Here is a 25,804-nt window from a genome sequence, read left to right on the forward strand (position 1 = left end):
CCGGTGAGGACGATACTGATCACGGGGGCCTCGAGCGGCATCGGCGCCGCCCTCGCCCGCCATTACGCCGCCCCTGGAATCCGGCTGATCCTGGTCGCCCGCAACGAGCCGCGCCTCGAAGCCGTGGCGCGGGATTGCCGCGCCAAGGGCGCCGAGGCCGAGGTGGCGCGCGGCGATACCCGTGATCGGGCGGCGATCCGCCGGCTCCTCACCGAGGTCGATGCCCGCTCGCCCCTCGATCTCGTGGTGGTCAACGCGGCCATCAACGGCGGCGGCAAGGAAGGCCGGGTCGAGACCGAGGAGATGGCCTTCGAGACCGCCGACATCAATTACACCGGCTCGCTCAACGTGATGCTGCCGACGCTGACCCTGATGCTCGCCCGGGGCCGGGGCCAGATCGCGCTGATGTCGTCGCTCGCGGCCTATGCGCCGCTCGCCGACGCGCCGACCTACAGCGGTGCCAAGGCGGCGCTGATCGCCCACGGCCTCGCCCTGCGCCAGAAGGTCTGGCCGCTCGGCGTGCGCATCAGCGTGGTGACGCCGGGCTACGTGAAGACGCCCATGGGCAGCGACCTGAAGGGCTGGCGCCCCCTGGAGATGAGCGCCGAGCAGGCCGCCGCGATCATCGCCAAGGGCCTCGCGAAGGACCGGGACGTGGTGTCCTTCCCCCTGCCGCTGGCGGTTCTGGCCCGCTGCGTGCTGCTGCTGCCCGAATGGGTGCGGCGGGTCAGCTTGTCCGCGTTCAAGTTCAACCAGCGGTGACGGCTTTGCGGATCGCGCTCCTCGTCCTCGAAGCCCTGCCCAATGCCCGGACCGTGCGGCGCCTCGTGGCGGATCGCGGGCATGAGATCGTCCTCGTCGGGCTGTCCAACGCGGAGCGGCCGTCGGGCGGCGGCCTGACGGGGCAGCTGCGCCGCCATCTCGGCCGCTCGGGCGCCGGGATCCTGCCCTATCTCGCGGTGAATTTCGGCCTGCCCGACCTGCTGCGCCCGCTCGCCCCCCTCACCCAGGCCGCCGCCGGCAGTACCGAGATGCCGGAGACGACGCCGCTCGCGACACTCTGCCGCCGGATGGGCATCCGCAGCGTGAAGGTCGATGACGTGAATGGGGCGGAAATGCACCGCGCCCTCCGCGAGGCCGCGCCGGACCTGATCCTCACCTACCATTTCGATCAGATCCTGAAGCCCGAGACCATCGCCCTGGCGCGGCTCGGCGGGATCAACGGCCATCCCGGCCTGCTGCCCCGCCATCGCGGCCCGGTGCCGACCATCCACGCCCTCGCGGAGGGGCCGGATGCGTTCGGCATGACCCTGCACCGGCTCGCCGCCGCCATTGATGCCGGGGCGATCCTCGAACAGGAGGCGGTGCGGATGCCCGCCGACGTCACGGCGACCCGCGCCGCGATCCTGCTCCACCAGCACGGCCGCGCCATGCTCGACCGGCTGCTCGACACGGTGACGGCGACCGGCGCCCTGCCCGAGGGGCGGATGGCGGACGTCCTGCCCTATTGCCCCTTCCCCGACCGGGCGATGCTGGCGAGCCTCAAGCGCAGGGGACTGAGGCTCACCGATGCGGCCGATCTCGCGGCGGCGGCGAAGCTGTCGCTGCGGTAGGGCGTGCCTCAGCAGGCCACCGCCCCCTGCACGCCGACATAGAGGGCGTAGACGGAGTGGGTGGAGGTCATCAGCAGCCGGTTCCGGCCCCGCCCGCCGAAGCAGAGGTTGGCGCAGCGTTCGGGGAGGCGGATGCGGCCGATCATCTTGCCCTGCGGTGAGATGATCACGACGCCGTCCTCGGCCTCGCCCATCCCCCAGCCGCACCAGAGGTTGCCGTCGGCATCGACGCGGAACCCGTCGGCCGTTCCCTTTCCGCAATCGAAGAAGACGCGGCCGTTCGCCGTCGCCCGGCCGCCGTCGACCACGTCGTAGACGCGGATCAGCCGGTTCGGCTCGGCGCGGGCCTCGATGACGTAGAGCTTCGACTCGTCGGGGGAGAAGGCGAGCCCGTTCGGGCCGTTGATGCCGGCCACCGCCACCGTGGCGCGTCCCGTCGCGGGATCGATCCGGTAGACGTTCCCCGGCAGCTCCGGGGCCGCCATCCGCTCGTAGGGGTTCGGCCCGAAGGCCGGATCGGTGAACCATACCGATCCGTCCGACTTGCAGACGATGTCGTTGGGCGAGTTCAGCGGCTTGCCGTCGAAGCGGTCGAGCAGGGTGGTCAGGCTGCCGTCGTGCTCGGTGCGCGTGACGCTGCGGGTCTGGTGCTGGCACGTCAGCAGACGGCCCTCGCGGTCGCGGGTGTTGCCGTTGGCGAAGGACGAGGATTGGCGGAAGACCGACAGGCGGCCGGTGCCGGCCTCCCAGCGCATGATCCGGTCGTTGGTCACGTCGCTGAACAGCAGCATGTCCATGTCGCCGAACCAGACGGGTCCCTCGGCCCAGCGCAGGCCGGTGGCGATCCGCTCGATCGCAGCCAGCCCCAGCCGGTACTTCGCGAAGCTGGGATCGAGGACTTCCACCGCCGGGTCGGGCAGGCGCTGCGACGGCTCCCAGGCCGCCCTTGCACTCCGCGCCGTGGCCAGGACGGCCCCCGCCGCAGCGGCCCCCGTCAGCACGAGCCTGCGATTCACGATCTCCGACATGACGTTCCTCCGATGACGCGGCCCGTCTCGTGGCTCGTTCGCGAGCGCGGCGGGTCGTCGTTGCGCCTCATCGGTGGGACGGCTGCGCGGGGCTGTCCAACGTCAAATTTGGATCAATCGATGCGTCGCCCGCAACAATCGCTTCAGGCGCCACCAGCGGAGCGTGCGCGCCTGCGCCCGTACCCGTAGAAGATCGCAAGGCCCAGGCCGGTCCAGGCGGCGAGGCGCAGCCACGTCTCGGCCGGCAGGGAGACCATCAAGGCCGCGCAGGCGAGGAGCCCGAGGGCCGCGACGAGGTCGGCGGCCGGGACGCGGAAGGGCCGGTGGCGGTCCGGCTGGAGGCGGCGCAGGATCGGCACGCTGGCGCAGACGAGGCCGAAGGCCAGCAGCGTGCCGATGCTCACGAGTTCGCCCAGCACGTCGATGGGCACCAGCCCCGCCACGGCGGCGGTGCAGAGGCCGATGGTCATCTGGCCGTTGGCGGGGGCGCGGGTCTCCGTGTGGATGCGGGCGAAGATTCCGGGCAGCAGGCGATCGCGGGCCATCGCGTAGAAGATCCGGCCCTGCCCGTAGAGGGCGGTGAGCGTAGAGGTGGTCAGTCCGACGAGGGCGCCGAGCTTCACGAACAGCGCGAAGCCGGGATGGCCGATGGAATCGACCGCCTTCGCAATCGGGTCCGGCACGCCGAGTTCGCGATACGGCACGAGCCCGGTGAGCACGGCGGCCACCGCGACGTAGAGCAGCGTGCTCACGACGAGCGAGCCGATCAGCCCCTTCGGCGCATCGGATTGGGGGTCGCGGCACTCGCCCGCCGCCGTCGAGACGGTCTCGAAGCCGATGAAGGCGAAGAACACCACCGCCGCGCCTCGGAAGATCCCGCTCGTCCCGAACTCGCCGAACGCGCCGGCATTCGCGGGCACGAACGGGTGCCAGAGTTCGGGCCTGAGATGGGCGGCGCCGATGCCGACGAAGGCCAGGATGATCGCCACCTTCAGGGCCACCAAAGCGGCGTTGACGCCGGAGGCCCCGCGCACCCCCCGCGTCAGCAGGACGGTCAACGCCAGGACGACGATCACGGCGGGCAGGTCGATAGTGCCGCCCGCCCCAGGCGCGGCGGCGAGCGCGGCCGGCAGGCGCAGGCCGAAATCCGCGAGCAGCGATTGCGCGTAGCCCGACCAGCCGGAGGCGACGGTCGCCGCCGCGAAGGCGAATTCGAGCACGAGGTCCCAGCCGACGATCCAGGCCGGCAGCAGGCCGAGGCTCACGCGGGTATAGGCGTAGGTGGAGCCGGCCTCCGGGATCATCGCCGCGAGTTCGGCGTAGCACAGTCCCACCAGCCCGCTGACGAGCCCGCCGATCAGGAAGGACAGGATCAGCGCCGGCCCGGCATAGTGCGCGGCCGCCGTGCCGGTGAGGACGAAGATGCCCGCGCCGATGGTCCCGCCGAGGCCGATGCAGACGAGCCCCGGCGCGGTGAGGGCGCGGGCGAGGGTGGGATGGGAATTCGCGGGAGAGTCCACTGGGGGCATCGTGCTTCAACTTGCGCGCGCAGCCGTTTGCGCAAGTTTCGAGCCGCTCCGCGTTCGGACAGTTTCGCGGCGTCCGTAAATACGGCGGGGGAACGGACCACGTACCGGGCGCGAACCCGCCGGGGGTGGCATCCGCGCCGGTTTCGTGTATGGATCCCATAGCCTCGACCCGGTTGACCGGGCGGGGCTTGAACCGCTTGCGGCAGACCGTGCTGGACGACATCCCGGCTCAGGCCGGTCCGCAGGCTCAAGGCGCCCCGCAGGGCGCTCCACCGTTAAGAAACACCCGAAAGGTACGCGATGTCGATCACGGCAGAGCGCAAGACCGCGCTCATCAAGCAGCACCGCACGGATGCGAAGGATACCGGCTCCCCCGAGGTGCAGGTGGCCATCCTCTCCGAGCGGATTTCCAACCTGACCCAGCACTTCAAGACCCACGGCAAGGACAACCATTCCCGCCGGGGCCTCCTGAAGCTGGTGTCCCAGCGCCGTTCGCTTCTCGACTACCTGAAGCGCAAGGATGAGCCGCGCTACCGCTCGCTCATCGAGAAGCTCGGCATCCGCCGCTAATCTCAACCGACGCGGCTTCCGGGTTCCGGGGCCGCGTTCGACTTTGGCAGGTCCGGGCATGGGGCTCGGGCAGGCCGCACGGGCCGCCCCATCGCACGAGAGCGGGGCAGGATCGCCGGGGGCTTCGTGAAGCCCCCCGTCGTCTTGCCCCCGCCGTGCCGGGCGAAGCCCGCCGCATGAAGGCAAGGACAGACAGACCATGTTCGACGTACAACGCGAAGAGCTGATGTGGGGCGACCGCAAGCTCGTCCTCGAGACGGGCAAGGTGGCCCGTCAGGCGGACGGCGCCGTCGTCGCCACCTACGGCGAGACATCGGTGCTCGCCTGCGTCGTCGGCGCGAAGGAGCCGAAGGCCGGCATCGACTTCCTCCCCCTCACCGTGAACTACCAGGAGCGCGCCTACGCCGCCGGCCGTATCCCGGGCGGCTACTTCAAGCGCGAAGGCCGTCCCTCCGAGAAGGAGACGCTGGTCTCCCGCCTCATCGACCGTCCGATCCGCCCCCTCTTCGTCGAGGGCTGGCGCAACGACACGCAGGTCACGGTCACGGTGCTGACCCACGACCTGGAGAACGATCCCGACATCGTCGCCATGGTGGCGGCCTCGGCGGCGCTGACCCTCTCGGGCGTGCCGTTCATGGGCCCGATCGGCGCGGCCCGCGTGGGATACGTCAACGGCGGCTACAAGCTGAACCCGCTCGTCACCGAGACCAAGGAGGAATCCTCCCTCGATCTCGTCGTCGCCGGCACCCAGGATGCCGTGCTGATGGTCGAGTCCGAGGCCAAGGAGCTCTCGGAAGACGTGATGCTCGGCGCCGTGATGTTCGGCCACAAGCACTTCCAGCCGGTCATCGAGGCGATCATCCGCCTCGCCGAGAAGGCCGCCAAGGAGCCGCGCGACTTCCACGCCCCCGAGAACGCCGATGTCGAGCAGGCCGTCCTCGAGGTCTGCGAGGCCGAACTGCGCGCCGCCTACACCAAGACGGTTAAGCAGGAGCGCTACGCCGCCGTCGATGAGGTGAAGGCCAAGGTCATGGCCGCCCTCTGCGCCGAAGGCGCGGAGAAGTTCCCGGCCGAGAAGGTCAAGGCCGCCTTCAAGGAGGCCCAGTCGAAGGTGGTCCGCTGGAACATCCTCGACACCGGCTCGCGCATCGACGGTCGTGACGTGAAGACCGTGCGCCCGATCCTCTCCGAGGTCGGCGTGCTGCCCCGCGCCCACGGTTCGTCCCTGTTCACCCGTGGCGAGACGCAGGCCCTCGTGGTCGCGACGCTGGGCACCGGCGAGGACGAGCAGTTCATCGACGCGCTGGAAGGCACCTACAAGGAGCGCTTCCTGCTCCACTACAACTTCCCTCCCTATTCGGTGGGTGAGACGGGCCGCATGGGCTCGCCGGGCCGTCGCGAGATCGGCCACGGCAAGCTGGCGTGGCGCGCCATCCGTCCGGTTCTGCCGCCGGCTCACGAGTTCCCGTACACGATCCGCGTCGTGTCCGAGATCACCGAGTCGAACGGCTCGTCCTCGATGGCCTCGGTCTGCGGCGGCTCGCTGTCGCTGATGGATGCGGGCGTGCCGCTGCGCCGTCCGGTGGCCGGCATCGCCATGGGCCTCATCCTCGAGGGTGAGCGCTTCGCGGTCCTGTCGGACATCCTGGGCGACGAGGATCACCTCGGCGACATGGACTTCAAGGTGGCCGGCACGGACGAGGGCGTGACCTCGCTCCAGATGGACATCAAGATCGCCGGCATCACCGAGGAGATCATGCGGGTCGCCCTCGACCAGGCGCGGGACGGACGTGCCCACATCCTCGCCGAGATGGCGAAGGCCCTGACCGCCGCCCGCCCCGAGCTCGGCGAGTACGCGCCGCGCATCGAGACGATGCAGATCCCGACGGACAAGATCCGCGACGTGATCGGCACCGGCGGCAAGGTGATCCGCGAGATCGTCGAGAAGACCGGCGCCAAGATCAACATCGAGGATACCGGCATCGTGAAGATCGCCTCTGCCGACGGCAAGGCGATCAAGGCGGCCTATAACTGGATCCGCTCCATCGTCGCGGAGCCCGAGGCCGGCACGATCTACGACGGCACGATCGTGAAGTGCATGGAGTTCGGCGCCTTCGTGAACTTCTTCGGCGCCAAGGACGGCTTGGTCCACATCTCGGAACTTGCCGCCCAGCGGGTCGCCAAGGTGACGGATGTCGTCAAGGAAGGCGACAAGGTGAAGGTAAAGTTCCTCGGTCAGGACGACCGCGGCAAGATCCGCCTGTCGATGAAGGTCGTGGATCAGGAGACCGGCGAGGACATCACCGACAAGATCAAGGCGCAGCGCGATTCCGAGCGTGGCGACGAGCCGCGTGAGCCCCGCGAGGGCCGCGAGGGCGGTCGCGAGGGTGGCCGCAGCCACCGTGGCGAGCGCCGCCGCGAGGCGGGCGAGTAATCGCCCCTCCTCTCACGATCTGACGTGACGACGAAGCGCGGTCCCCTCGGGGGCCGCGCTTCTTTTTTGCCTGCTCCCGTCATCCGCCACGCTCGCGATGACGGGGGGATGCCTGATGGCGGGAACGCCCTCCGGCGCCCGGCGTTCGCCCCGCGATTGGAAGCGGAGGAGCCTGATGGCCAACGACATGATCCACGACATCTTCAGCGGCGAGCCGAACCTGAGCACCACGGAACGGGCGGTGTCCGTGGCCCTCGGCCTCGGCATCGCGGCGGCGGCGGCCCAGCCGCGCCCCAACAAGTGGTTGAGCCTCGCGGCCCTCGTGGTCGGTGTCGGCCTCGCCATGCGTGGTGCCACCGGGCATTGTGCCCTGAAGTCGATGGCGAACGAGTTCTAAACGAGAAAGGGGCGCCCGAGGGCGCCCCTTTCCCTTGGCCCGCTGCGGCGGGGTTTCAGTAAGTGGTGGTGCGACGGCTGGCGACGAAGCCGTAGATCGCCAGCACGATCACCGCGCCGACGATGGCGCCGATGAAGCCCGCGCCCTGGTTCGGGCCGTACCAGCCGACCGCCTGACCGATGAAGGTCGCGACGAAGGCACCGACGATGCCGAGAATCGTGGTCAGAATGAAACCGGCAGGCTCGTTCGGCCCCGGCATGATGAACTTGGCGACGACTCCCGCCAGGAAACCGATGATGATGGTCCAGAGAATGCCCATGTCTCTCCCCGCTTTGGGCCACTGACGCCCTCTGAACGTTTGGATTTTCCAACCGGTTGCCCCGACTCGTCCTCCCGGCGCGGATTTTTTTCGCGGTTCCCGTCTGCGACACTGGTGACCGCGCGCGCCCTTTACGCCAAGCCATCCTCGGCGGCAGATACGCCGCCGCCGGACGGGCGTCCGGCGTGTCGATCAGGATCACGGAGAGAGCGGATGGCAATCAGGCGGATCGAGCCCGGGGCGCGCATGTCCCAGGGCGTTGTGTATGGCGATACCGTCTACCTCGCCGGGCAGGTGGCCGACGAGCCGGTCGGCCGGGGCGTCACCGCGCAGACCCAGAACATCCTGGAGCAGATCGACCGCCTGTTGGCCGCCGCCGGCACCGACAAGGAAAAGCTCCTGACGGCCACGATCTACCTCGCCGACATCTCGCACTTCGCCGAGATGAACGCCGCCTGGGATGCGTGGGTGTCCAAGGAAAACCCGCCGACCCGCGCCACCGTCGAGGCGAAGCTCGCCGCGCCGGAATACCTCGTCGAGATCGTCATCGTCGCCGCGCGGGCTCCTTGAGCGTGGCGCTCCGTCTTCCGAGGCGGGGGCGGCTCGCCGCCCTCGGCGCCTGCCTCGCGGCGGCGCTCGGCACCGCCCTGTTCGCCGGCGCCGCGCGCCCGGCGAACGAGAAGGTCGTGAACATCTACAACTGGTCCGACTATATCGACCCGCAGGTGCTCGATGCCTTCACCCGGGAGACGGGCATCAAGGTCGTCTACGACACCTACGACAACAACGAGATCCTGGAGACGCGGCTGCTCGCCGGCCGCTCGGGCTACGACATTGTCGTGCCGTCGGGGCCGTATCTCCAGCGTCTGATCCGCGCGGGCGCCTTCCGGCCCCTCGACAAGGCGAAGCTGAAGAACCTCGGCAACCTGTGGCCGGACATCATGAGCCGGCTCGCGGGCTACGACCCCGGCAACGTCTACGCCATCGACTACATGTGGGGCACCACCGGCATCGGCTACAACGTCGCCCTGGTCCGGGAGAAGCTCGGGCCGAACGTGCCGGTCAATTCGTGGGGCGTCGTGCTCAACCCGTCCTCGGCCGCCAAGCTGAAGGAATGCGGGCTGATGATGCTCGACAGCCCCGAGGACCTGATCCCGAGCATGCTGCCCTTCTTCGGCGCCAAGGCCGACAGTAAGCGCTGGGATGACATGACCCTCGTCACCGACGCCCTGTACAAGGTGCGCGGCAGCGTGCGGAAATTCCACTCGTCGGAATACATCCAGGCGCTGGCCAACGGCGACATCTGCATGGCGGTCGGCTATTCGGGCGATGTGCTGCAGGCCAAGAAGCGGGCGGACGAGGCCAATAACGGCGTCGACGTCGCCTACGTGGTCCCCAAGGAGGGATCGCTGATGTGGTTCGATTCCTTCGCCATCCCGAAGGACGCGCCGCACCCGGACGAGGCCCTGGCTTTCCTCGATTACATGATGCGGCCGGAGGTGGCGGCGGCCAACACGAACTTCGTGTCCTACGCGAGCGGCAACCTCGCGGCGAAGGCGCATGTGAAGCCGGAGATCCTCAACAACCCGGGCATCTACCCGGACGAGGCCACGATGCAGCGCCTCTCGGTCAACACCGCCTGGGACGAACGCACCCAGCGCTTCATCACCCGCCTCTGGACGCGGGTCCGCACGGGGCGGTGAGCGAAGGCGCCCTCCCGTGATCCTTGGATCACGGGAGGGGTCCGAGCCGACTAGTGCTTCAGGTCGTCCGGCACCTTGCCGCCGTTCTCGGCGAGCTTCTGCATCACCTGCTTGTGCAGCCAGATGTTCATGGAGGCCGAATCCTCCTTGTCGCCGGTGTAGTGCAGCTCGTCGGCGAGCTGCTTGCGCGACGCGAGGCCCGAATCGAGGTTCAGAAGCTTCATCAGGTCCACGATCGAGTGGCGCCAGTCGAGCTTCTGCGGGTTCTTCTCCGCCATGCCGGTGAGCACGGCCTCGACATCCACCGGCTCGCCACCGCCGCCGCCGCCCGCGCTGCCGGTGGGAGCTGGCGTGCTGGTCTGGCCGGAACTCGACGTCGTGGCCGAGGGGGCCGCCTCCGCTTCACCACCGCCGAACGGGTGGAGGATCTTGCTGACGATGTTGCCGAGAAGGCTCATGGGTCTACTCCGTCCTGCGCTGCACCCTCCGCGGCACAGCGCATCGACAACATGTCGCATCGCTGTGACGTTCCGCCGATGACCGCATCAGCGCGAAATACGTAGGCTCATCCCCAGCAGGCAGAGCCCGACGATCAGGCAGATTCCACTCCACCGCTCGAGAAAGTCGGCCCGCGCGGGATCCTTCACGGACAAGGCGGCCAAAACCACGCCGCTCAGAAGGCTTCCGAGGCAGATCACGATCAGGAGAGCTTCTATTACCGGAGCTGACAACACACCGCATCCATAAGTGCGGACTCACATCGTGCGAAGACACATTTGGGCAAGTCGCGCACTTATACGCAATATTCATGCGATGAAATAATTTCAATCACGATCTGCATGCGCCAATACTATCGTTGCCTGTATTGGGCCTGTCGTCACATCTCATGATCGTTTTTGCGAGGAGATGCGGTCGAATTCGGCGGGATGGCAGTAAAACACTGCGTTCCGCCCGGCGGAGACAGGCGTATCATCCGAACTCCATGCACTGACATCAAAGCCGTGCTGGGAACGGCCAGGGCGTGCCGGTGCGATCCTTGCGCACCACATGCCTGCTCCCCCGTTTGTATTACGAATGCGGGATTCGGCTAGCCTCGCAGGCGGCCGGGGTTAACTGCGCAGGTCGGGCGAGGGAAGCGTTGACAGGCGGCCACCCCCCCACCATAAGGGCGGCGCGGGACGGCCCCAGGCGGGCGTCACCGACCTTGGGGGAATGTCCCGAGCGGCAAAGGGGGCGGACTGTAAATCCGCTGCGTAAGCTTCGTAGGTTCGAGTCCTACTTCCCCCACCAAGATCCTCACCCACCATCAGCGCGATTTCGCCAGGGCAGCCTCGATGCGGGCTGCTGCGGCGGCGGAATAGCCCTTCCCTTCCAACGTCTGGCCCGCCTGAGCGACACCCGACAGGGTGCGCGGCGCCCGGCCGGTGAGGTGGCGGGCCCTCAGCGCATGGGCGTCCCGGTGGCTCGCATGGGTCACGGCGATGGCCAGCGCATCCGCCGCATCGGCGACGCGGAATTCCGCCTTGGGCAGGAGGAAGCGCACCATCGCCTGGATCTGCGCCTTGTCCGCATGGCCGGAGCCCGCCACCGTCTTCTTGATGAGGTTGGCGGCGTATTCGAACACCGGCTTTCCGGCGAGGGCCGGCACCAGCAGCGCCACGGCACGGGCATGGCCGAGCTTCAGGGTCGCTTGAGCGTCCTTGTTGACGAAGGTCTCCTCCACGGCGACCTCATCGGGTTGGAGCGCCTCGCAGATGCGGCCCAGACCCTCGAACAATTCGCGCAGGCGCAGCGCCAGCGGCAACTCGCCATCCGAGGTGACGACGCCGCAATCGTGGTAGGTCAGGCTGGTCCCTCGGGCGGTGATCAGGCCCCAGCCGGTGCGGCGCAGGCCCGGATCGATCCCGAGGATACGGACCGGGGCATTCGTGCCGGTCTTCATGGCGGTGCTCATGGTGCTCGCTTGCGGGCTCAACGAGCCCGATTTCAGGACGAAGGCCGGCTGCCGACCGTATCGCGAAGCCGGGTTCCAAGCCAGACGAGGACGAGGATGCGCCAGGAGAGTCCGATCAGCCGCTTCCCGGCGCCGCATTTGTCCGAGATGCCCGACGACCTTCGGGCGCGGATCGAGCAGGTGCAGGAGAAGGCGGGCTTCGTGCCCAACATCTTCCTCGCGCTGGCCCACAGGCCGGAGGAATTCCGGGCCTTCTTCGCCTACCACGATGCGCTGATGGACCAGGCGGGTGGCCTGACCAAGGCGGAGCGGGAGATGATCGTGGTGGCGACGAGCGCCGCCAATCGCTGCCTCTATTGTGTGGTCGCCCATGGCGCGATCCTGCGGATACGGGCGAAGGACCCGCTGCTCGCCGACGAGGTCGCGGTCAACTACGCCAAGGCCGCCATCACCCCGCGCCAGAAGGCGATGCTGGATTTCGCCGTGAAACTCGCCCTCGATCCGGGTGCGGTCGGCTCGGAGGACCATGCCGTCCTCGCGGAGCATGGGTTCTCGGAGGACGACGTCTGGGATATCGCGTCGATCACCGGCCTGTTCGCCCTGTCGAACCGCCTCGCCAGTGCCTCGGACCTTCGGCCTAACGCCGAATTCTTCGGAATGGGACGGGGCTGACGGCTCCTACCGGCCGCGCCCGAACAGGATGAGGCCCGCGCCGAGCAAACAGATCGCCGCGCCGAGCCCGTCGCGCAGGTCCGGGCGCTCTCCCTCCACGAGCCACATCCAGGCCAGCGACGCGCCGATATAGACGCCACCATAGGCCGCGAAGGCGCGCCCGGCCGCCTCGCTCTGCACCAGGGTCAGCAACGCCGCGAAGGCCGCGAGGGAGCCGAGGCCGGGCAGAGCCCACCATGCCGAGCGGCCCAGTCGCAGCCAAAGCCAGAAGGCGTAACAGCCTCCGATTTCAGCCACGGCAGCAAAAATGTAGACGATGTAATTCATTGTACAATATTTCTGAAAATGGGAGCTGGATATAGCCAAATCGGGCTGGAGTTGAGCGCCATTAAGTCCATCTTTGAAAAGGTCTCCGGCCGAGCCGGGACGACTTTCTTATAGGGGGATGGATCTCGTGGAGATCAGGCGACTTGGGACGCGGGCCTGCAAGGACGGCCCGAAGGAATGGTTCACCGGCAGCGTGACGATCGACCCTCTGTTCGGCCCGACGGACGATTCTCGGGCGGGCGGCGCCTGGGTCACCTTCCAGCCGGGCGCCCGGACCGCCTGGCACACCCACCCCCTCGGTCAGGCGCTCATTGTGACGGACGGTATCGGCTGGGTGCAAACCGACGGAGGACCGGTCGAGGAAATCCGGCTGGGGGACGTGGTGTGGTTCTCGCCCGATGAGAAGCACTGGCATGGGGCCAGCGCCACCTCGTCCATGAGCCACATCGCCGTGCAGGAATCCTTCTACGGCTCCCCGGTCGTCTGGCTCGAACAGGTCTCGGACACGGATTACACCCGTTGAAGCGGAGCGTTAACGTCGCCGCGCTCTGATGGGGCCATGCGCCCCAGATCCGACACCGACGCCCTCGCCGCCTCCCTGCTCCCGCCGGGGGACGGCCCTTTGCGCGCGGCGATCGCGAGCTGGACCGACGGCCTCGCTCGCGAGCGGCGGATGTCCGCCAACACGGTGGAGGCCTATGCGCGCGATCTGCGGCAATTCCTGATCCACCTCGCGGGGCGGCGGGGCGAGCCTAATATCGCGATGCTGGTCGACCTGAAGGTGCGGGACATCCGGGCCTTCATGGCGGCCCGCAGGGCGGACGATATTTCCGGGCGCTCGCTCATGCGGATGCTCGCCGGCCTGCGCTCCTTCGGGCGGCATCTCGAGCGAGAGGGCCACGGCACCATCTCGGCGCTGTCGGCCGTGCGCTCGCCCAAGGTGCCCCGCCGCCTGCCGCGCCCTCTGCCCGTGACGGCGGCCGTGGCGCTGACCGATGTCGGTCTCCGTGCCGGCGAGGATCGCGAGCCCTGGATCCTCGCCCGCGATGCGGCCGTCCTCGCCCTGCTCTACGGGGCGGGCCTGCGCATCTCCGAGGCACTCGGCCTGCGTCGGATCGATGCCCCCGTGCCGGGGGTCGATCAGGTCACGGTGCTCGGCAAGGGCGGCAAGGAGCGGATGGTGCCGATTCTGCCGGTCGTGGCGGAGGCGGTCTCCGCCTATCTCGCCGCCTGCCCCCTCCCCCTCCCGCCGGAGGGGCCACTCTTCGTCGGCGCTCGGGGTGGCCCGCTCTCGCCCCGGATCATCCAATATGCCGTGGCCAGCCTGCGCGGCGCCCTCGGCCTGCCCGACGAGGCGACGCCTCATGCCCTGCGCCATTCCTTCGCCACGCATCTCCTCGCCCGGCAGGGCGAATTGCGGGCGATCCAGGAACTGCTCGGCCACGCCTCGCTCTCGACGACCCAGCTCTACACGCAGGTCGATGCCGCCCGGCTGATGAGCGCCTACGAGGCGGCCCATCCCCGGGCGCGGATGCGCGCCTGACCCCTCAGACGTGGATGGCGCGCTTGTTCACCGCGAGCGCGGCTTCCTTCACCGCCTCGGTGAGGGTCGGGTGGGCGTGGCAGGTGCGGGCGATGTCCTCGGACGAGGCGCCGAACTCCATGGCCACCGCCACCTCGGCGATGAGGTTGCCCGCATCCGCGCCGACGATGTGCACGCCGAGCACGCGGTCCGACTGCGCGTCGGCCAGCACCTTCACGAACCCGTCCGTGGTGCCGTTGGCCTTGGCGCGGCCGTTGGCGGTGAAGGGGAACTTGCCTGCATTGTAGGCGATGCCGTCCTTCTTCAGCTCCTCCTCCGTGCGGCCGACCGAGGCCACCTCGGGGAAGGTGTAGACGACGTTCGGGATCACCGCGTAATTCACGTGGCCCGACTGGCCCGCCAGAATCTCGGCCACGGCGACGCCCTCGTCCTCCGCCTTGTGGGCGAGCATCGGCCCGGCGATCACGTCGCCGATGGCGTAGATGCCGGTCACGTTCGTCGCGAAATGCGAGTCGACGTGGATGCGGCCCTTGTCGTCCTTCTGGACGCCGGCATTCTCCAGCCCCAGGCCCTCGGTGTAGGGCACGCGGCCGATGCAGACGAGCACCACGTCCACCTGCAGCGTCTCGGCCTCGCCGCCGGCGGCGGGTTGCACCGTGACGGTCGCGCCCTTCTTGCCGACCTCGACGCCCGTGACTTTCGTGGAGAGCTTGAACTCCATGCCCTGCTTGCCGAGGATGCGCTGGAACTGCTTGCCGACCTCGCCGTCCATGCCCGGCAGGATCCGGTCGAGGTATTCGACCACCGTCACCTCGGCGCCGAGACGCCGCCAGACCGAGCCGAGCTCCAGGCCGATGACGCCCGCGCCGATCACGAGGAGCTTCTTCGGCACGCGGTCGAGCTCCAGGGCGCCGGTCGAGGAGACGACGACCTTTTCGTCCACGGTGATGCCGGGCAGGTTCGCCACGTCCGAGCCTGTGGCGATGACGATGTTCTTCGTCTCCAGCATCTGGTTGCCGCCGTCCTCGGACAGCACCTCGACGCGGCCCGCCCCGGCGATGCGGCCGGTGCCGTGGAAGGTCTCGACCTTGTTCTTCTTCAGCAGGAACTCGACGCCCTTGGTGTTGCCCGCGACGCCTTCGGCCTTGAAGCTCATCATCTTCTTCAGGTCGAGCTTCGGCGTGCCGACATCGATGCCGAGGTCGCCGAAGTGCTTGTTCGCCTCCTCGAAGGCCTCGGAGGCGTGGAGCAGCGCCTTCGACGGGATGCAGCCGATGTTGAGGCAGGTACCGCCATGGGTCGCGCGTTTCTCGACGACGGCCGTCCGCAGACCGAGCTGCGCCGCGCGGATCGCGCAGACGTAACCGCCGGGGCCGGTGCCGATGACGACGAGATCGTAGGACATGATCGTTCGTTTCCTTCTCCGGCTTGAGGGGCCGGACGGGTTGTTCCGTAAGGCGATGGGACGTCAGCGGCCGCCGGAGACGAGGATGTTGGCGCCGGTTGTGTAGGCGGCGTCCTCGGACAGGAGCCACACGATGGGGGCCGCCACCTCTTCCGCCGTGCCGGCCCGGCCCATCGGCTGGTCCGGCCCCAGCCGCGCGACCCTGTCGGGCTGCCCGCCGCTGGCGTGGATCTCCGTATCGATGATGCCCGGTGACACCGCGTTGACACGGATGCCCTCCGCCGCGACCTCGCGGGCGAGGCCGGTGGTGAAGGTGTCGATGGCGCCCTTCGAGGCGGCGTAGTCCACGTACTGGCCGGGGCCGCCGAGGCGGGCCGCGACCGAGGACAGGTTGACGATGCCGCCGCCCTGCCCGCCGTGTTTCGTGGACATGCGCCGCACTGCCTCGCGGGCGCAGAGGAAGCTGCCGACGATGTTCGTCGTCATCATCCGCTGAAGCCGCGCGGCGCTCATCTCATCGACGCGGCCGGCGACATCGACCACGCCCGCGTTGTTGACGAGCGCCTTCAGCGTCCCGAGCCGGTCGGCCGCCTCGAACAGGGCGAGCACGTCGGCTTCGACGCCGACATCGCTGCGGACGGCCACGGCCTTCCCGCCCTTGGCGGTGATCGCATCGACCGCCGCCTGGGCCGCCCCCGCATCGGAGACGTAGCTCAGGCAGACCGCGTAGCCGCGATCCGCCAGCATCAGCGCCACGGCGCGGCCGATGCCGCGGCTGCCGCCCGTGACGACGGCGACGGGGGTGGTTTGTCCGCTCACGTCTCCGCTCCTCAGCCGACCATCAGTTTGTGAATCTCGGCTTGCCGCTCACAATCGCGCCGAAGGGAGTCGGCGCCGAGATCGATCAGATATCCGGTGTCGTCGGTCCAGCTGATCGCGTGCCCGTATTCGTCGACCCGGACCGACCGAAAGTTCTCGGGCGTTTGCAGCCAAGCAAAGACCTTGCCCTTCGCGAGAAGGGGGCGGAGATCGACCACGCCCTCGTACCCATCGACGAAGACGAGCTTGAGGACACCGTGGATCACTGGTTCGGCCGACGAGACGCGCGGCAGACGCTTCATGGTATCCGCTCCACCCTCTCATGCGACGTGGTTCGGAGGAAAGCTTCGAGGAGGGCGTCTTGTCTGGTCGCCGCCCAGCGCATGACTTTCCTTCGTTTCGCGACAGGTAGGAAGCCCTCGATCACGCTCAACGTCGCGATGTCGAAACACGCGACATGTTCCGCGCAATAGGCGTGGAAGTGCGGCGGCGGATGCTCGTTCGCGTAGAACATGATCCGAACGCCATCGAATTCCGCCACGATCGGCATCGTTGATCGCTCCGGTCGTGGCGGGTTCGATGGCCTCCGATCAGAGATCCAGCACGAGCCGGGCCGGATCCTCCAGGGCTTCCTTCACGCGCACGAGGAAGGTGACCGCCTCCTTCCCGTCCACGATGCGGTGATCGTAGGACAGGGCGAGGTACATCATCGGCCGCGCCTCGATCTTGCCGGCGCGGACCACCGGGCGCTCCTCGATCCGGTGCATCCCGAGGATGCCCGATTGCGGCGCGTTGAGGATCGGCGTCGACATCAGCGAGCCGTAGATGCCGCCGTTGGTGATGGTGAAGGTGCCGCCCTGCATGTCCTCGATGGAGAGCTTGCCCTCGCGCGCCTTCTTGCCGAAGCCGGAGATCTTCTTTTCGATGCCGGCGATGGACAGGTCGTCCGCATCGCGCACCACCGGCACGACGAGGCCCTTATCGGTCCCGACCGCGATGCCGATGTGGTAGTAGTTCTTGTAGACGAGGTCCTGCCCGTCGATCTCGGCGTTCACCGCCGGTACGTCCTTGAGGGCGCCGATCACCGCCTTGGTGAAGAAGCCCATGAAGCCGAGCTTCGTGCCGTGCTTCTTCTCGAAGATGTCCTTGTACTGGCTGCGCATCGCCATCACGGCCGACATGTCGACGTCGTTGAACGTCGTCAGCATCGCCGCCGTGTCCTGCGCGTCCTTCAGGCGGCGCGCGATGGTCTGGCGGAGCTTCGTCATGCGCACCCGCTCCTCGCGGGAGGCGTCGTCCGGGGCGGACGGGGCGCGCGGCATGCTCGGGCGGGCTTCCTTGGCCGGGGCCGCAGCCGGCCCCTTGGCGATGGCGCCGAGCATGTCCCCCTTGGTCACGCGGCCGTCCTTGCCGGAGCCGTTGACGCCGGACGGATCGACGCCGGACTCACGGGCGAGCTTGGCGACGGCCGGGCCGTTGTCGCCCACCGGGCGCTGCTGGGCCGTGGCGCCCGCGTCGTGGTTGCCGTAGCCGGCGCCACCTTCGGAGGACTTCGCCTCGGCGGGCTTCGGCGCCTCGCTGCGGCTCTCGGCCTTCGTCTCGGCGGTCTGCTTCGGGGCCTCCTTGGAGGCGGCCTTCGGCTCTGGCTTCTTGGGCGCGCCCGAGCCCTCGACGATGGAGCCGAGGACCGCGCCCGGCTCGACGCTCTCGCCGTCCTTCACGAGGATCTCGCCGAGTTCGCCCGCCGCCGGGGCGTTGACCTCGAGGGTGACCTTGTCGGTCTCGAGTTCCACCAAGGGCTCGTCGGCCGCCACCGCATCGCCGGGCTTCTTGAACCAGCGGCCGATCGTGGCCTCGCTCACGGATTCCCCAAGGGTCGGGACGAGGATGTCGGTTGCCATGGTCTCGCTCTGTCAGGTCGGCGGGTCGGCCAAGCGACCCAGGATCGGTCCGGCGGTCGCGGGGCGCGACCGCCGACATCTCAGGAAATCAGACGGCCAGCGCCTCGTTGAGGAACGCCTGCAACTGGGCCTGGTGCTTCGACATCAGGCCCACCGCCGTAGAGGCCGAGGCCGGGCGGCCGACATAGCGGGCGCGCGACACCGGGGAGTTGGCCTGGCCCAGCACCCATTCGAGATAGGGCTCGACGAAGGACCACGCGCCCATGTTCTTGGGCTCTTCCTGGCACCACACCACGTCCGCGTTGCGGAAGCGGGCCATCTCGTTGGCCAGCGCCTTCAGCGGGAACGGGTAGAGCTGCTCCACGCGCATCAGGTAGATGTCGGTGATGCCGCGCTTCTCGCGCTCTTCCAGCAGGTCGTAATAGACCTTGCCCGAGCACAGCACGACGCGGCGGATCTTGTCGTCGCGGACCAGCTTGTACTCGCTGCCCTCGCTCTCCGCCTCGTCCCAGAGGACGCGGTGGAAGGTCGAGCCCTCGGCGATGTCGCTGAGCGTCGAGACGGCGCGCTTGTGGCGCAGCAGCGACTTCGGCGTCATCAGGATCAGCGGCTTGCGGAAGTCACGCTTCAACTGCCGGCGCAGGATGTGGAAGTAGTTCGCGGGCGTCGTGCAGTTGGCGACCTGGATGTTGTCCTCGGCGCAGGCCTGGAGATACCGCTCCAGGCGGGCCGAGGAGTGCTCCGGCCCCTGCCCCTCGTAGCCGTGCGGCAGCAGCAGCACGAGGCCGGACATGCGCAGCCACTTGCGCTCGCCGGACGCGATGAACTGGTCGAAGACCACCTGCGCGCCGTTGGCGAAGTCGCCGAACTGCGCTTCCCACAGGACGAGGGCGTTCGGCTCGGCCAGCGAATAACCGTACTCGAAGCCCAGCACCGCCTCTTCCGAGAGCATCGAGTTGATGATCTCGATCTGCGCTTGCCCGTCGCGGATGTTGTTGAGCGGCGTGAAGCGCTGCTCGTTCTCCTGGTCGATCACCACCGCGTGGCGCTGCGAGAAGGTGCCGCGCTCGACATCCTGGCCGGACAGCCGGACCCGGTTGCCGTCGAGGAGCGTCGCGCCGAAGGCCAACGCCTCGGCCGTCGCCCAATCGATGCCGGCGCCGGTTTCCACCGCCTTGGCGCGGTTGTCCATGAAGCGCTGGATCGTGCGGTGCAGGTGGAAGCCGGGGGGCGCCTGCGTGATCTTGCGGGCGATCTCCTGGATCGTCTCGGCCGGCACGGCGGTGCGGCCCCGGCGCGGATCGTCCACGTCCTCGTGGACGGCCTTCATGTTCGACCAGCGCCCGTCGAGCCAATCGGCCTTGTTGGCCTTGTAGTTCGTGGCGATCTCGAACTCGCTGTCGAGCATCCCGCGGAACTCGGCCTTGCGGGCGTCGAGCATGTCCTGCGAGAGGGTGCCGTTCTCCACGAGCTTGCGACCGTAGGTCTCCAGAACGGTCGGATGCTTGCGGATCCGCTGGTACATCTTCGGCTGGGTGAAGGCCGGCTCGTCGCCCTCGTTGTGGCCGAAGCGGCGGTAGCACAGCATGTCGATGACGACCGGCTTGCCGAACTTCTGACGGTACTCGACCGCGATCTTCGCCGCGAAGGTCACGGCCTCCGGGTCGTCGCCGTTGCAGTGGAAGATCGGCGCCTCGACCATCTTCGCCACGTCCGACGGATAGGGCGAGGAACGCGAGAAGCGCGGATCGGTGGTGAAGCCGATCTGGTTGTTGATGATGAAGTGCACCGAGCCGCCCGTCCGATGGCCCTTCAGGCCCGACAGCCCGAAGCACTCCGCCACGACGCCCTGGCCCGCGAAGGCGGCGTCGCCGTGGATCAGCAGCGGCAGCACGGTGCGGCGCTCGACGTTGGGCTTCGCCCACTGGTCCTGTTTGGCGCGGACCTTCCCCAGCACCACCGGATCGACGATCTCGAGGTGGGATGGGTTGGCGGTGAGCGAGAGGTGGACGTTGTTGCCGTCGAACGCCCGGTCGGACGAGGCGCCGAGGTGGTACTTCACGTCGCCCGAGCCCTCGACTTCCGCCGGGGAGGCCGAGCCGCCCTTGAACTCGTGGAACACCGCCCGAAAGGGCTTGGCCATCACGGTGGTGAGGGTGTTCAGGCGGCCGCGATGGGCCATGCCGAACACGATCTCGCGCACGCCCAGCGCGCCGCCGCGCTTGATGATCTGCTCAAGCGCCGGGATCATCGCCTCGCTGCCGTCGAGGCCGAAGCGCTTGGTGCCGGTGTACTTGAGGTCGAGGAACTTCTCGAAGCCCTCGGCCTCGATCAGCTTGTTGAGGATCGCGCGCCGACCCTCGGGGGTGAAGGAGATTTCCTTGTCCTTGCCCTCGATGCGCTCCTGGATCCACGCCTTCTCGGCGGGATCGGAGATGTGCATGAACTCGACGCCGAGCGTCTGGCAGTAGGTCCGCTCCAGGATGTCCACGATCTCACGGATCGTCCCGAATTGCAGCCCGAGCACGTTGTCGAGGAAGATCGGGCGGTCGTAATCGGCTTCGGTGAAGCCGTAATGCTGCGGGTGCAGCTCCTCGTGGTCACCGCGCGGGGCCAACCCCAGCGGGTCGAGCTTGGCGTGGAGGTGGCCGCGCATACGGTAGGAGCGGATCAGCATGATCGCCCGCACCGAATCCTTGGTCGCCTGCTCGACGGAGACGCCGGTGGTGGCCAGGACGCCGCCCGCCGCGGCATCGACCGGCTTGCCCGGCAGGGCCTCGCCCTTCTTCTCCTTGGCGACGATCTTGTCGCCGATGGCCTTTTCCAGGGCGGCCCAATTGCCGTCCATGGCCGAGACCAGCTCGCCGTTCAGCGGCACGGGCCAGTTCGGCTTCTCCCAGGAGGCGCCGGCGGCATTCTTCTCGACGAGGGTCTCGTCTTCACCGAGGGCCTTGAAGAAGTTCTGCCACTCGGGATCGACGGAATGCGGGTTGCGCGCGTAAGCCGCCTGCAATTCCTCGATGTAGGCAGCGTTCGCGCCGTAGAGGAACGAGGTTTCGAGGAGCGCTTCGTTCACGTCCTGGCGTGCCATGGTCCGTCCATCCTGTCGCTCGGGCGGGCGGCGGAGCCACCCGCATCGCGGTGCCGGAACGTCGCCGGCTCTAGAAAGCGGTGAAGGGCGCCGCGCGCCCCTCACCCGATTGCCTTGTGCCGGGCGGCCGCGAGGGGCCGCCGGAAAGGTCCTCAGCCCTTCAGGACTTCGACCAGGGTCGAGCCGAGGCGGGCCGGCGACGGCGAGACGCGGATGCCCGCCGCCTCCATCGCCGCGATCTTGTCCTCGGCGCCGCCCTTGCCGCCCGAGATGATCGCGCCGGCATGGCCCATGCGACGGCCGGGGGGCGCCGTGCGGCCGGCGATGAAGCCGACCATCGGCTTGCTGCGGCCGCGCTTGGCCTCGTCGCGCAGGAACTGCGCCGCCTCTTCCTCGGCCGAGCCACCGATTTCGCCGATCATCACGATCGACTCGGTCTTGTCGTCGGCCAGGAACAGTTCGAGCACGTCGATGAACTCGGTGCCCTTCACCGGGTCGCCGCCGATGCCGACCGCCGTGGTCTGGCCGAGGCCCGCCGTCGTGGTCTGGAACACGGCCTCGTAGGTCAACGTGCCGGAGCGCGAGACGATGCCGACCGAGCCCTGACGGAAGATGTTGGCCGGCATGATGCCGATCTTCGACTGGCCCGCCGTGACGATGCCGGGGCAGTTCGGGCCGACGAGGCGGGACTTGGAGCCCACCAGGGCGCGCTTCACGCGCACCATGTCGAGCACCGGAATGCCCTCCGTGATGCACACGATCAGCGGGATCTCGGCCGCGATGGCCTCGCAGATCGCGTCCGCCGCGCCGGGCGGCGGCACGTAAACGACGGAGGCGTCGGCGCCCGTGGCCTCGCGGGCCTCGGCGACCGTGTCGAACACCGGCAGGCCGAGATGGGTCGAGCCGCCCTTCCCGGGGGAGGTGCCGCCGACCATCTTGGTGCCGTAGCTCAGCGCCTGCTCGGAGTGGAAGGTCCCGTTCTTGCCGGTGAAGCCCTGGCAGATGACCTTGGTATTGGCGTCGATCATCACCGACATGATCAGGCTCCCTTCACGGCGGCGACGATCTTCTGGGCGGCGTCATCCAGGTCGTCGGCCGGGATCACGTTGAGGCCGGAGGCGCGGATGATCTCCTTGCCCTGCTCGACGTTGGTGCCTTCCAGGCGCACCACCAGCGGGACCTGCAGCCCCACCGCCTTCACCGCCGCGATCACGCCGTTGGCGATCACGTCGCACTTCATGATCCCGCCGAAGATGTTGACGAGGATGCCCTTCACGTTCGGGTCGGCGGTGATGATCTTGAACGCCGCCGTCACCTTCTCCTCGGAGGCGCCGCCGCCCACGTCGAGGAAGTTCGCCGGGCTCTCGCCGTAGAGCTTGATGATGTCGAGGGTGGCCATGGCCAGACCCGCGCCGTTCACCATGCAGCCGATCGTGCCGTCCAGCGCGATGTAGGCGAGGTCGTATTTCGACGCCTCGATCTCCTTGGCGTCCTCCTCGGTCTCGTCGCGGAGCGCCACGATGTCCGGGTGGCGGTAGAGGGCGTTCGAATCGAAGGCCATCTTGGCGTCCAGGCACTTCAGGTGCCCGTCGCCGGTCAGGACCAGCGGGTTGATCTCCAGGAGGCTCATGTCCTTCGCAACGAAGGCCTTGTAGAGCTTGTCGGTGACGTCCGCGGCTTCCTTGGCCTGCGCGCCCGTGAGCCCCAATGCCTTGGCGACCGCGCGGCCGTGGTGGGGCATCACGCCCGTGGCCGGATCGACCGGGATGGTGTGGATCTTCTCAGGGGTATCGTGGGCGACCGCCTCGATATCCATGCCGCCCTCGGTGGAGACCACGAAGGCGACGCCGCCGGTCTCGCGGTCCACCAGCATCGACAGGTAGAACTCGGCGGCGATCTGCGCGCCTTCCTCGATGTAGAGGCGGTTCACCTGCTTGCCGGCCGGGCCGGTCTGGATCGTCACGAGTGTCTGGCCGAGCATCTCGCCGGCATATTGCTTCACCTCGTCGATGGACTTGGTGACGCGCACGCCGCCCTTGGCGCCGGCCGGGGCGCCGACGAACGTGCCCTTGCCGCGACCGCCGGCATGGATCTGGCTCTTCACGACCCAGACCGGACCGCCGAGTTCCTTGGCAGCCGCCTCGGCCTCGGACGAGTTGAAGATCGCCACGCCGCGGGAGACCGGCAGGCCGAATTCCCGCAGGACCGCCTTGGCCTGGTATTCATGGATGTTCATCGGTGCCTCTTTCAGAGGAGCGAAGAGGGAATAAAAAGCGAATAGGGAGTAGCGAATAGCGAATAGTTGAGGCAGTGCGGTGGGGCCGGGGCGCCCACTATTCGCTACTCCCTATTCGCTATTCGCTTTTCCCTCCCTGTCCGTTATTCGCTGGCAGCTTACGCGAGCGTGGCGTCCACACCCTTACATGCCTCGATGAGGCCCTTCACCGAGGCGACCGACTTCTCGAACATCGCCTTCTCGTCGCCGTTAAACTCGACTTCGAGGACCTTCTCGACGCCGCCCGCGCCGATCACCACTGGCACGCCGATGAACAGGCCGTCGATGCCGTACTGGCCGTCGAGATGGGCGGCGCAGGGCAGCACGCGGCGCTTGTCGCGCAGGTAGCTCTCGGCCATCGCGATGGCCGAGGAGGCCGGGGCGTAGAAGGCCGAGCCGGTCTTAAGCAGGTTGACGATCTCGCCGCCGCCCTTGCGGGTCCGCTCGACCATGGCGTCGAGCTTCTCCTGGGTCGACCAGCCGAGCTTGATCATGTCGGGGAGCGGCACGCCCGCGATGGTCGAGTAGCGGACCAGCGGCACCATGTCGTCGCCGTGGCCGCCGAGCACGAAGGCGGTGACGTCCTCGACCGAGACCTTGAACTCCTCGGCCAGGAAGTGGCGGAAGCGGGCCGAGTCGAGCACGCCGGCCATGCCGACGATCTTGTTCTTCGGCAGGCCCGAGAACTTCTGGAGCGCCCACACCATCGCGTCGAGCGGGTTGGTGATGCAGATCACGAAGGCGTCCGGCGCGTGCGCCTTGATGCCCTCGCCCACCGCCTGCATGACCTTGAGGTTGATGCCGATCAGGTCGTCGCGGCTCATGCCGGGCTTGCGCGGCACGCCGGCGGTGACGATCACCACGTCGGCCCCGGCGATCGCCGAATAGTCGCTGGCGCCCGCGAGCTTCGCATCGAAGCCCTCCACCGGGGCGGCCTCGGCGATGTCGAGCGCCTTACCCTGGGGCACGCCGTCGACGATGTCGAACAGCACGATGTCGCCCAGTTCCTTGAGGCCGGCGAGAAGGGCCAGGGTTCCGCCGATCTGGCCGGCACCGATGAGGGCGATCTTGCTGCGTGCCATGTCGGGTCTGCCTCCTGTGAAACCGCGTGTCCGATCGCGCGAGAGCCGGCACACGCGGCGTTGCGCCGGTTTCGCCTACGTCGGAAAATCTGCGCGGCTGTGTGGCCGAAAAGCACCGTGGCTTCAACCCGATGCAGCTTGACCGAAACGCCGGATCGCGGGGGGCAGCGGCGGCGATGCGTGATCCGCCGTCGCTAAAATCGCTGTGCTGCGAAGGTTTTAGGTGCGGTGCAGCGAGCGCGGAGGCCGCAATGACAGAAAGTCGAACCTGTCAGTTGCACTTTTTCGAGGGGGATGCCGCGCGGCGAATCCCGGCTCGGAAATGAGAAGGGCGGGGCCGCGTCTGCCGCGAACCCCGCCCTGAGTCTCAGAGGACCCCAGCGCGTAAGACTCGCTGGATCGCGTGGATCACGGCGCCGAACCGCGCCTCGATCAGGTCTTTCGGCACGTCCGCGTCGTGCTGGATCGCGAGGGGATGGGTGAAGCGGTAGCTCGCATCGAAGATGTAGGCGATGGCCCGCTCCCGGTCCCGCGCCGAGAAGATGCCGGAGGTGATTCCCTCCTCGACGACCCGCTCCACGAGGCTGCGCAGGCGCACCCGATGGCGCCGGGCGATCGGTCGGGCGGCGACGGTGGCGTCGAGATGGACCGCGAACAGGTTCGGCTCGCTGGTGAGGGCGTCTCGCTGGAGGGCGGCGAGCGCCACGAGAAGCCGTTCGATCTTGTCGTCGGCCGGATCGGGGGCGTCGGCGATACCGGCGAGCCGCGTCTCCACGTCCCGCAGCCAGCGCCCCGCCACGGCGTCGAGCAGCGCATCCTTGGAGGGGAAATAACGGTAGACGTTGGCGTGCGTCATGCCCGCCTCGGCGGCCACGGCGACCACCGTCACGCGTTTCGGCCCGAGCCGGGCGAGATGCTCCGTGGCGATGCCCAACAGCCGGATATCGGCCGAGACCGGCGCCCGAGCCTTGGTCGCGCCCCCAGCCTCGGCGCCATCACGCGACGCGGCAGGCGGAACACCGTCGATTCCCGGAAGGGTCACCTTAAGGCCGGGTTCGTCGTCCTTCGAGGATTCGACATCCGGCTTGAGGAACGGAAGCGGTAGGCGGGAAGAGGACAGGTGGTAGGGCGAGGCGGACCCC

General features: G+C 68.2%; 26 protein-coding genes and 1 tRNA gene. 11 read left to right on the forward strand and 16 right to left on the reverse strand.

Features of this window, described 5'->3' with window-relative positions; translation table 11 throughout:
- Positions 1-3: 3 nt before the first annotated feature.
- Positions 4-762 carry an SDR family NAD(P)-dependent oxidoreductase gene (locus ACS5Q7_RS09600; RefSeq protein WP_478339102.1) on the forward strand — a complete coding sequence of 253 codons (759 nt, stop codon included), beginning with the start codon at positions 4-6 and terminating at the stop codon, positions 760-762.
- Positions 759-1,613 (forward strand): formyltransferase family protein, encoded by an 855-nt coding sequence (locus ACS5Q7_RS09605; protein WP_478339103.1) that lies wholly within the window; start codon positions 759-761, stop codon positions 1,611-1,613. The genes ACS5Q7_RS09600 and ACS5Q7_RS09605 overlap by 4 nt, the downstream gene beginning before the upstream one ends.
- An 8-nt stretch (positions 1,614-1,621) precedes the next feature.
- Here the strand turns inward: ACS5Q7_RS09605 and ACS5Q7_RS09610 are convergent, their stop codons facing one another.
- Both ACS5Q7_RS09610 and ACS5Q7_RS09615 read right to left on the reverse strand, forming a co-directional pair.
- Positions 1,622-2,641 (reverse strand): SMP-30/gluconolactonase/LRE family protein, encoded by a 1,020-nt coding sequence (locus ACS5Q7_RS09610; protein WP_478339104.1) that lies wholly within the window; start codon positions 2,639-2,641, stop codon positions 1,622-1,624.
- Between the two features lie 143 nt (positions 2,642-2,784).
- A complete protein-coding gene (locus ACS5Q7_RS09615) occupies positions 2,785-4,161 on the reverse strand; it encodes an APC family permease (RefSeq protein ID WP_478339105.1) in 1,377 nt (458 codons plus the stop codon).
- Positions 4,162-4,470: 309 nt separating this feature from the next.
- Between ACS5Q7_RS09615 and rpsO the strand changes: the two genes are divergently transcribed.
- The 3 genes from rpsO to ACS5Q7_RS09630 all read left to right on the forward strand — a co-directional run bounded on the left by rpsO (position 4,471) and on the right by ACS5Q7_RS09630 (position 7,571).
- Positions 4,471-4,740, forward strand: a complete 270-nt coding sequence (gene rpsO, locus ACS5Q7_RS09620; RefSeq protein WP_478339106.1) for a 30S ribosomal protein S15 — start codon at positions 4,471-4,473, stop codon at positions 4,738-4,740.
- 199 nt (positions 4,741-4,939) lie between these two features.
- Positions 4,940-7,174 (forward strand): polyribonucleotide nucleotidyltransferase, encoded by a 2,235-nt coding sequence (pnp, locus tag ACS5Q7_RS09625; protein WP_478339107.1) that lies wholly within the window; start codon positions 4,940-4,942, stop codon positions 7,172-7,174.
- A gap of 175 nt (positions 7,175-7,349) precedes the next feature.
- Positions 7,350-7,571 (forward strand): YgaP-like transmembrane domain, encoded by a 222-nt coding sequence (locus tag ACS5Q7_RS09630; protein WP_478339108.1) that lies wholly within the window; start codon positions 7,350-7,352, stop codon positions 7,569-7,571.
- 55 nt (positions 7,572-7,626) lie between these two features.
- On the opposite strand, the gene ACS5Q7_RS09635 is transcribed toward ACS5Q7_RS09630, so the two are convergent.
- Positions 7,627-7,890 carry a GlsB/YeaQ/YmgE family stress response membrane protein gene (locus tag ACS5Q7_RS09635; protein ID WP_478339109.1) on the reverse strand — a complete coding sequence of 88 codons (264 nt, stop codon included), beginning with the start codon at positions 7,888-7,890 and terminating at the stop codon, positions 7,627-7,629.
- Between the two features lie 213 nt (positions 7,891-8,103).
- Between ACS5Q7_RS09635 and ACS5Q7_RS09640 the strand changes: the two genes are divergently transcribed.
- Complete coding sequence (locus tag ACS5Q7_RS09640; protein ID WP_478339110.1) at positions 8,104-8,460, forward strand: RidA family protein; 357 nt, start codon at positions 8,104-8,106, stop codon at positions 8,458-8,460.
- A 2-nt stretch (positions 8,461-8,462) separates the two neighbouring features.
- Positions 8,463-9,593 carry a polyamine ABC transporter substrate-binding protein gene (locus ACS5Q7_RS09645; protein WP_478339111.1) on the forward strand — a complete coding sequence of 377 codons (1,131 nt, stop codon included), beginning with the start codon at positions 8,463-8,465 and terminating at the stop codon, positions 9,591-9,593.
- 50 nt (positions 9,594-9,643) lie between these two features.
- Here ACS5Q7_RS09645 and ACS5Q7_RS09650 read toward each other — a convergent pair whose 3' ends face one another.
- Positions 9,644-10,051 (reverse strand): DUF3597 domain-containing protein, encoded by a 408-nt coding sequence (locus tag ACS5Q7_RS09650; RefSeq protein WP_478339112.1) that lies wholly within the window; start codon positions 10,049-10,051, stop codon positions 9,644-9,646.
- A 748-nt stretch (positions 10,052-10,799) separates the two neighbouring features.
- On the opposite strand from ACS5Q7_RS09650, the gene ACS5Q7_RS09655 reads away from it, so the two are divergent.
- Positions 10,800-10,883: transfer RNA gene (locus ACS5Q7_RS09655), tRNA-Tyr, on the forward strand.
- Between the two features lie 16 nt (positions 10,884-10,899).
- Here the strand turns inward: ACS5Q7_RS09655 and ruvC are convergent.
- Complete coding sequence (gene ruvC / locus ACS5Q7_RS09660) at positions 10,900-11,535, reverse strand: crossover junction endodeoxyribonuclease RuvC (RefSeq protein ID WP_478339389.1); 636 nt, start codon at positions 11,533-11,535, stop codon at positions 10,900-10,902.
- Between the two features lie 108 nt (positions 11,536-11,643).
- On the opposite strand from ruvC, the gene ACS5Q7_RS09665 reads away from it, so the two are divergent.
- Positions 11,644-12,219, forward strand: coding sequence for a peroxidase-related enzyme (locus ACS5Q7_RS09665; protein WP_478339113.1), 576 nt, complete (start codon positions 11,644-11,646; stop codon positions 12,217-12,219).
- Between the two features lie 6 nt (positions 12,220-12,225).
- Here the strand turns inward: ACS5Q7_RS09665 and ACS5Q7_RS09670 are convergent, their stop codons facing one another.
- Positions 12,226-12,546 carry a YnfA family protein gene (locus ACS5Q7_RS09670; RefSeq protein WP_478339114.1) on the reverse strand — a complete coding sequence of 107 codons (321 nt, stop codon included), beginning with the start codon at positions 12,544-12,546 and terminating at the stop codon, positions 12,226-12,228.
- Between the two features lie 127 nt (positions 12,547-12,673).
- Between ACS5Q7_RS09670 and ACS5Q7_RS09675 the strand changes: the two genes are divergently transcribed.
- Both ACS5Q7_RS09675 and ACS5Q7_RS09680 read left to right on the forward strand, forming a co-directional pair.
- Positions 12,674-13,069, forward strand: coding sequence for a (R)-mandelonitrile lyase (locus ACS5Q7_RS09675; protein WP_478339115.1), 396 nt, complete (start codon positions 12,674-12,676; stop codon positions 13,067-13,069).
- Positions 13,070-13,105: 36 nt separating this feature from the next.
- Positions 13,106-14,089, forward strand: coding sequence for a tyrosine recombinase XerC (locus ACS5Q7_RS09680; RefSeq protein WP_478339116.1), 984 nt, complete (start codon positions 13,106-13,108; stop codon positions 14,087-14,089).
- A 4-nt stretch (positions 14,090-14,093) separates the two neighbouring features.
- Here the strand turns inward: ACS5Q7_RS09680 and lpdA are convergent, their stop codons facing one another.
- From lpdA to ACS5Q7_RS09730, 10 genes are all read right to left on the reverse strand, one after another.
- Positions 14,094-15,494, reverse strand: coding sequence for a dihydrolipoyl dehydrogenase (gene lpdA, locus ACS5Q7_RS09685; RefSeq protein ID WP_478339117.1), 1,401 nt, complete (start codon positions 15,492-15,494; stop codon positions 14,094-14,096).
- A 63-nt stretch (positions 15,495-15,557) separates the two neighbouring features.
- Positions 15,558-16,313 (reverse strand): SDR family oxidoreductase, encoded by a 756-nt coding sequence (locus tag ACS5Q7_RS09690; protein ID WP_478339118.1) that lies wholly within the window; start codon positions 16,311-16,313, stop codon positions 15,558-15,560.
- Positions 16,314-16,324: 11 nt separating this feature from the next.
- Entirely contained in the window at positions 16,325-16,615 is a 291-nt protein-coding gene (locus ACS5Q7_RS09695) for a DUF2442 domain-containing protein (RefSeq protein ID WP_478339119.1), read from the reverse strand.
- Positions 16,612-16,863, reverse strand: coding sequence for a DUF4160 domain-containing protein (locus ACS5Q7_RS09700; protein ID WP_478339120.1), 252 nt, complete (start codon positions 16,861-16,863; stop codon positions 16,612-16,614). Before ACS5Q7_RS09700 ends, ACS5Q7_RS09695 begins: the two co-directional genes overlap by 4 nt.
- 40 nt (positions 16,864-16,903) lie before the next feature.
- Complete coding sequence (odhB, locus tag ACS5Q7_RS09705) at positions 16,904-18,214, reverse strand: 2-oxoglutarate dehydrogenase complex dihydrolipoyllysine-residue succinyltransferase (protein WP_478339121.1); 1,311 nt, start codon at positions 18,212-18,214, stop codon at positions 16,904-16,906.
- Positions 18,215-18,302: 88 nt separating this feature from the next.
- A complete protein-coding gene (locus ACS5Q7_RS09710; RefSeq protein WP_478339122.1) occupies positions 18,303-21,305 on the reverse strand; it encodes a 2-oxoglutarate dehydrogenase E1 component in 3,003 nt (1,000 codons plus the stop codon).
- 152 nt (positions 21,306-21,457) lie between these two features.
- Complete coding sequence (gene sucD, locus ACS5Q7_RS09715; protein WP_243954091.1) at positions 21,458-22,342, reverse strand: succinate--CoA ligase subunit alpha; 885 nt, start codon at positions 22,340-22,342, stop codon at positions 21,458-21,460.
- Positions 22,343-22,344: 2 nt separating this feature from the next.
- Positions 22,345-23,541, reverse strand: a complete 1,197-nt coding sequence (sucC, locus tag ACS5Q7_RS09720; protein WP_478339123.1) for an ADP-forming succinate--CoA ligase subunit beta — start codon at positions 23,539-23,541, stop codon at positions 22,345-22,347.
- 158 nt (positions 23,542-23,699) lie between these two features.
- The gene (gene mdh, locus ACS5Q7_RS09725; RefSeq protein ID WP_478339124.1) at positions 23,700-24,662 is read right to left on the reverse strand and encodes a malate dehydrogenase; all 963 of its coding nucleotides are present in this window, start codon (positions 24,660-24,662) and stop codon (positions 23,700-23,702) included.
- A 367-nt stretch (positions 24,663-25,029) separates the two neighbouring features.
- Positions 25,030-25,605, reverse strand: coding sequence for a TetR family transcriptional regulator (locus ACS5Q7_RS09730; protein WP_478339390.1), 576 nt, complete (start codon positions 25,603-25,605; stop codon positions 25,030-25,032).
- Positions 25,606-25,804: the final 199 nt, after the last annotated feature.

It is taken from the genome of Methylobacterium sp. Gmos3 (assembly GCF_056430985.1).

Coding starts and splice junctions, on each gene's coding strand:
- ACS5Q7_RS09710 (WP_478339122.1), bottom strand. CDS start 21,305: ATGGCACGCCAGGACGTGAACGAAGCGCTCCTCGAAACCTCGTTCCTC.
- mdh (WP_478339124.1), bottom strand. CDS start 24,662: ATGGCACGCAGCAAGATCGCCCTCATCGGTGCCGGCCAGATCGGCGGA.
- odhB (WP_478339121.1), bottom strand. CDS start 18,214: ATGGCAACCGACATCCTCGTCCCGACCCTTGGGGAATCCGTGAGCGAG.
- ACS5Q7_RS09665 (WP_478339113.1), top strand. CDS start 11,644: ATGCGCCAGGAGAGTCCGATCAGCCGCTTCCCGGCGCCGCATTTGTCC.
- sucD (WP_243954091.1), bottom strand. CDS start 22,342: ATGTCGGTGATGATCGACGCCAATACCAAGGTCATCTGCCAGGGCTTC.
- ACS5Q7_RS09695 (WP_478339119.1), bottom strand. CDS start 16,615: ATGAAGCGTCTGCCGCGCGTCTCGTCGGCCGAACCAGTGATCCACGGT.
- sucC (WP_478339123.1), bottom strand. CDS start 23,541: ATGAACATCCATGAATACCAGGCCAAGGCGGTCCTGCGGGAATTCGGC.
- ruvC (WP_478339389.1), bottom strand. CDS start 11,535: ATGAAGACCGGCACGAATGCCCCGGTCCGTATCCTCGGGATCGATCCG.
- lpdA (WP_478339117.1), bottom strand. CDS start 15,494: ATGTCCTACGATCTCGTCGTCATCGGCACCGGCCCCGGCGGTTACGTC.
- ACS5Q7_RS09700 (WP_478339120.1), bottom strand. CDS start 16,863: ATGCCGATCGTGGCGGAATTCGATGGCGTTCGGATCATGTTCTACGCG.
- rpsO (WP_478339106.1), top strand. CDS start 4,471: ATGTCGATCACGGCAGAGCGCAAGACCGCGCTCATCAAGCAGCACCGC.
- ACS5Q7_RS09630 (WP_478339108.1), top strand. CDS start 7,350: ATGGCCAACGACATGATCCACGACATCTTCAGCGGCGAGCCGAACCTG.
- ACS5Q7_RS09635 (WP_478339109.1), bottom strand. CDS start 7,890: ATGGGCATTCTCTGGACCATCATCATCGGTTTCCTGGCGGGAGTCGTC.
- ACS5Q7_RS09670 (WP_478339114.1), bottom strand. CDS start 12,546: ATGAATTACATCGTCTACATTTTTGCTGCCGTGGCTGAAATCGGAGGC.
- ACS5Q7_RS09640 (WP_478339110.1), top strand. CDS start 8,104: ATGGCAATCAGGCGGATCGAGCCCGGGGCGCGCATGTCCCAGGGCGTT.
- ACS5Q7_RS09610 (WP_478339104.1), bottom strand. CDS start 2,641: ATGTCGGAGATCGTGAATCGCAGGCTCGTGCTGACGGGGGCCGCTGCG.
- ACS5Q7_RS09650 (WP_478339112.1), bottom strand. CDS start 10,051: ATGAGCCTTCTCGGCAACATCGTCAGCAAGATCCTCCACCCGTTCGGC.
- ACS5Q7_RS09680 (WP_478339116.1), top strand. CDS start 13,106: ATGCGCCCCAGATCCGACACCGACGCCCTCGCCGCCTCCCTGCTCCCG.
- pnp (WP_478339107.1), top strand. CDS start 4,940: ATGTTCGACGTACAACGCGAAGAGCTGATGTGGGGCGACCGCAAGCTC.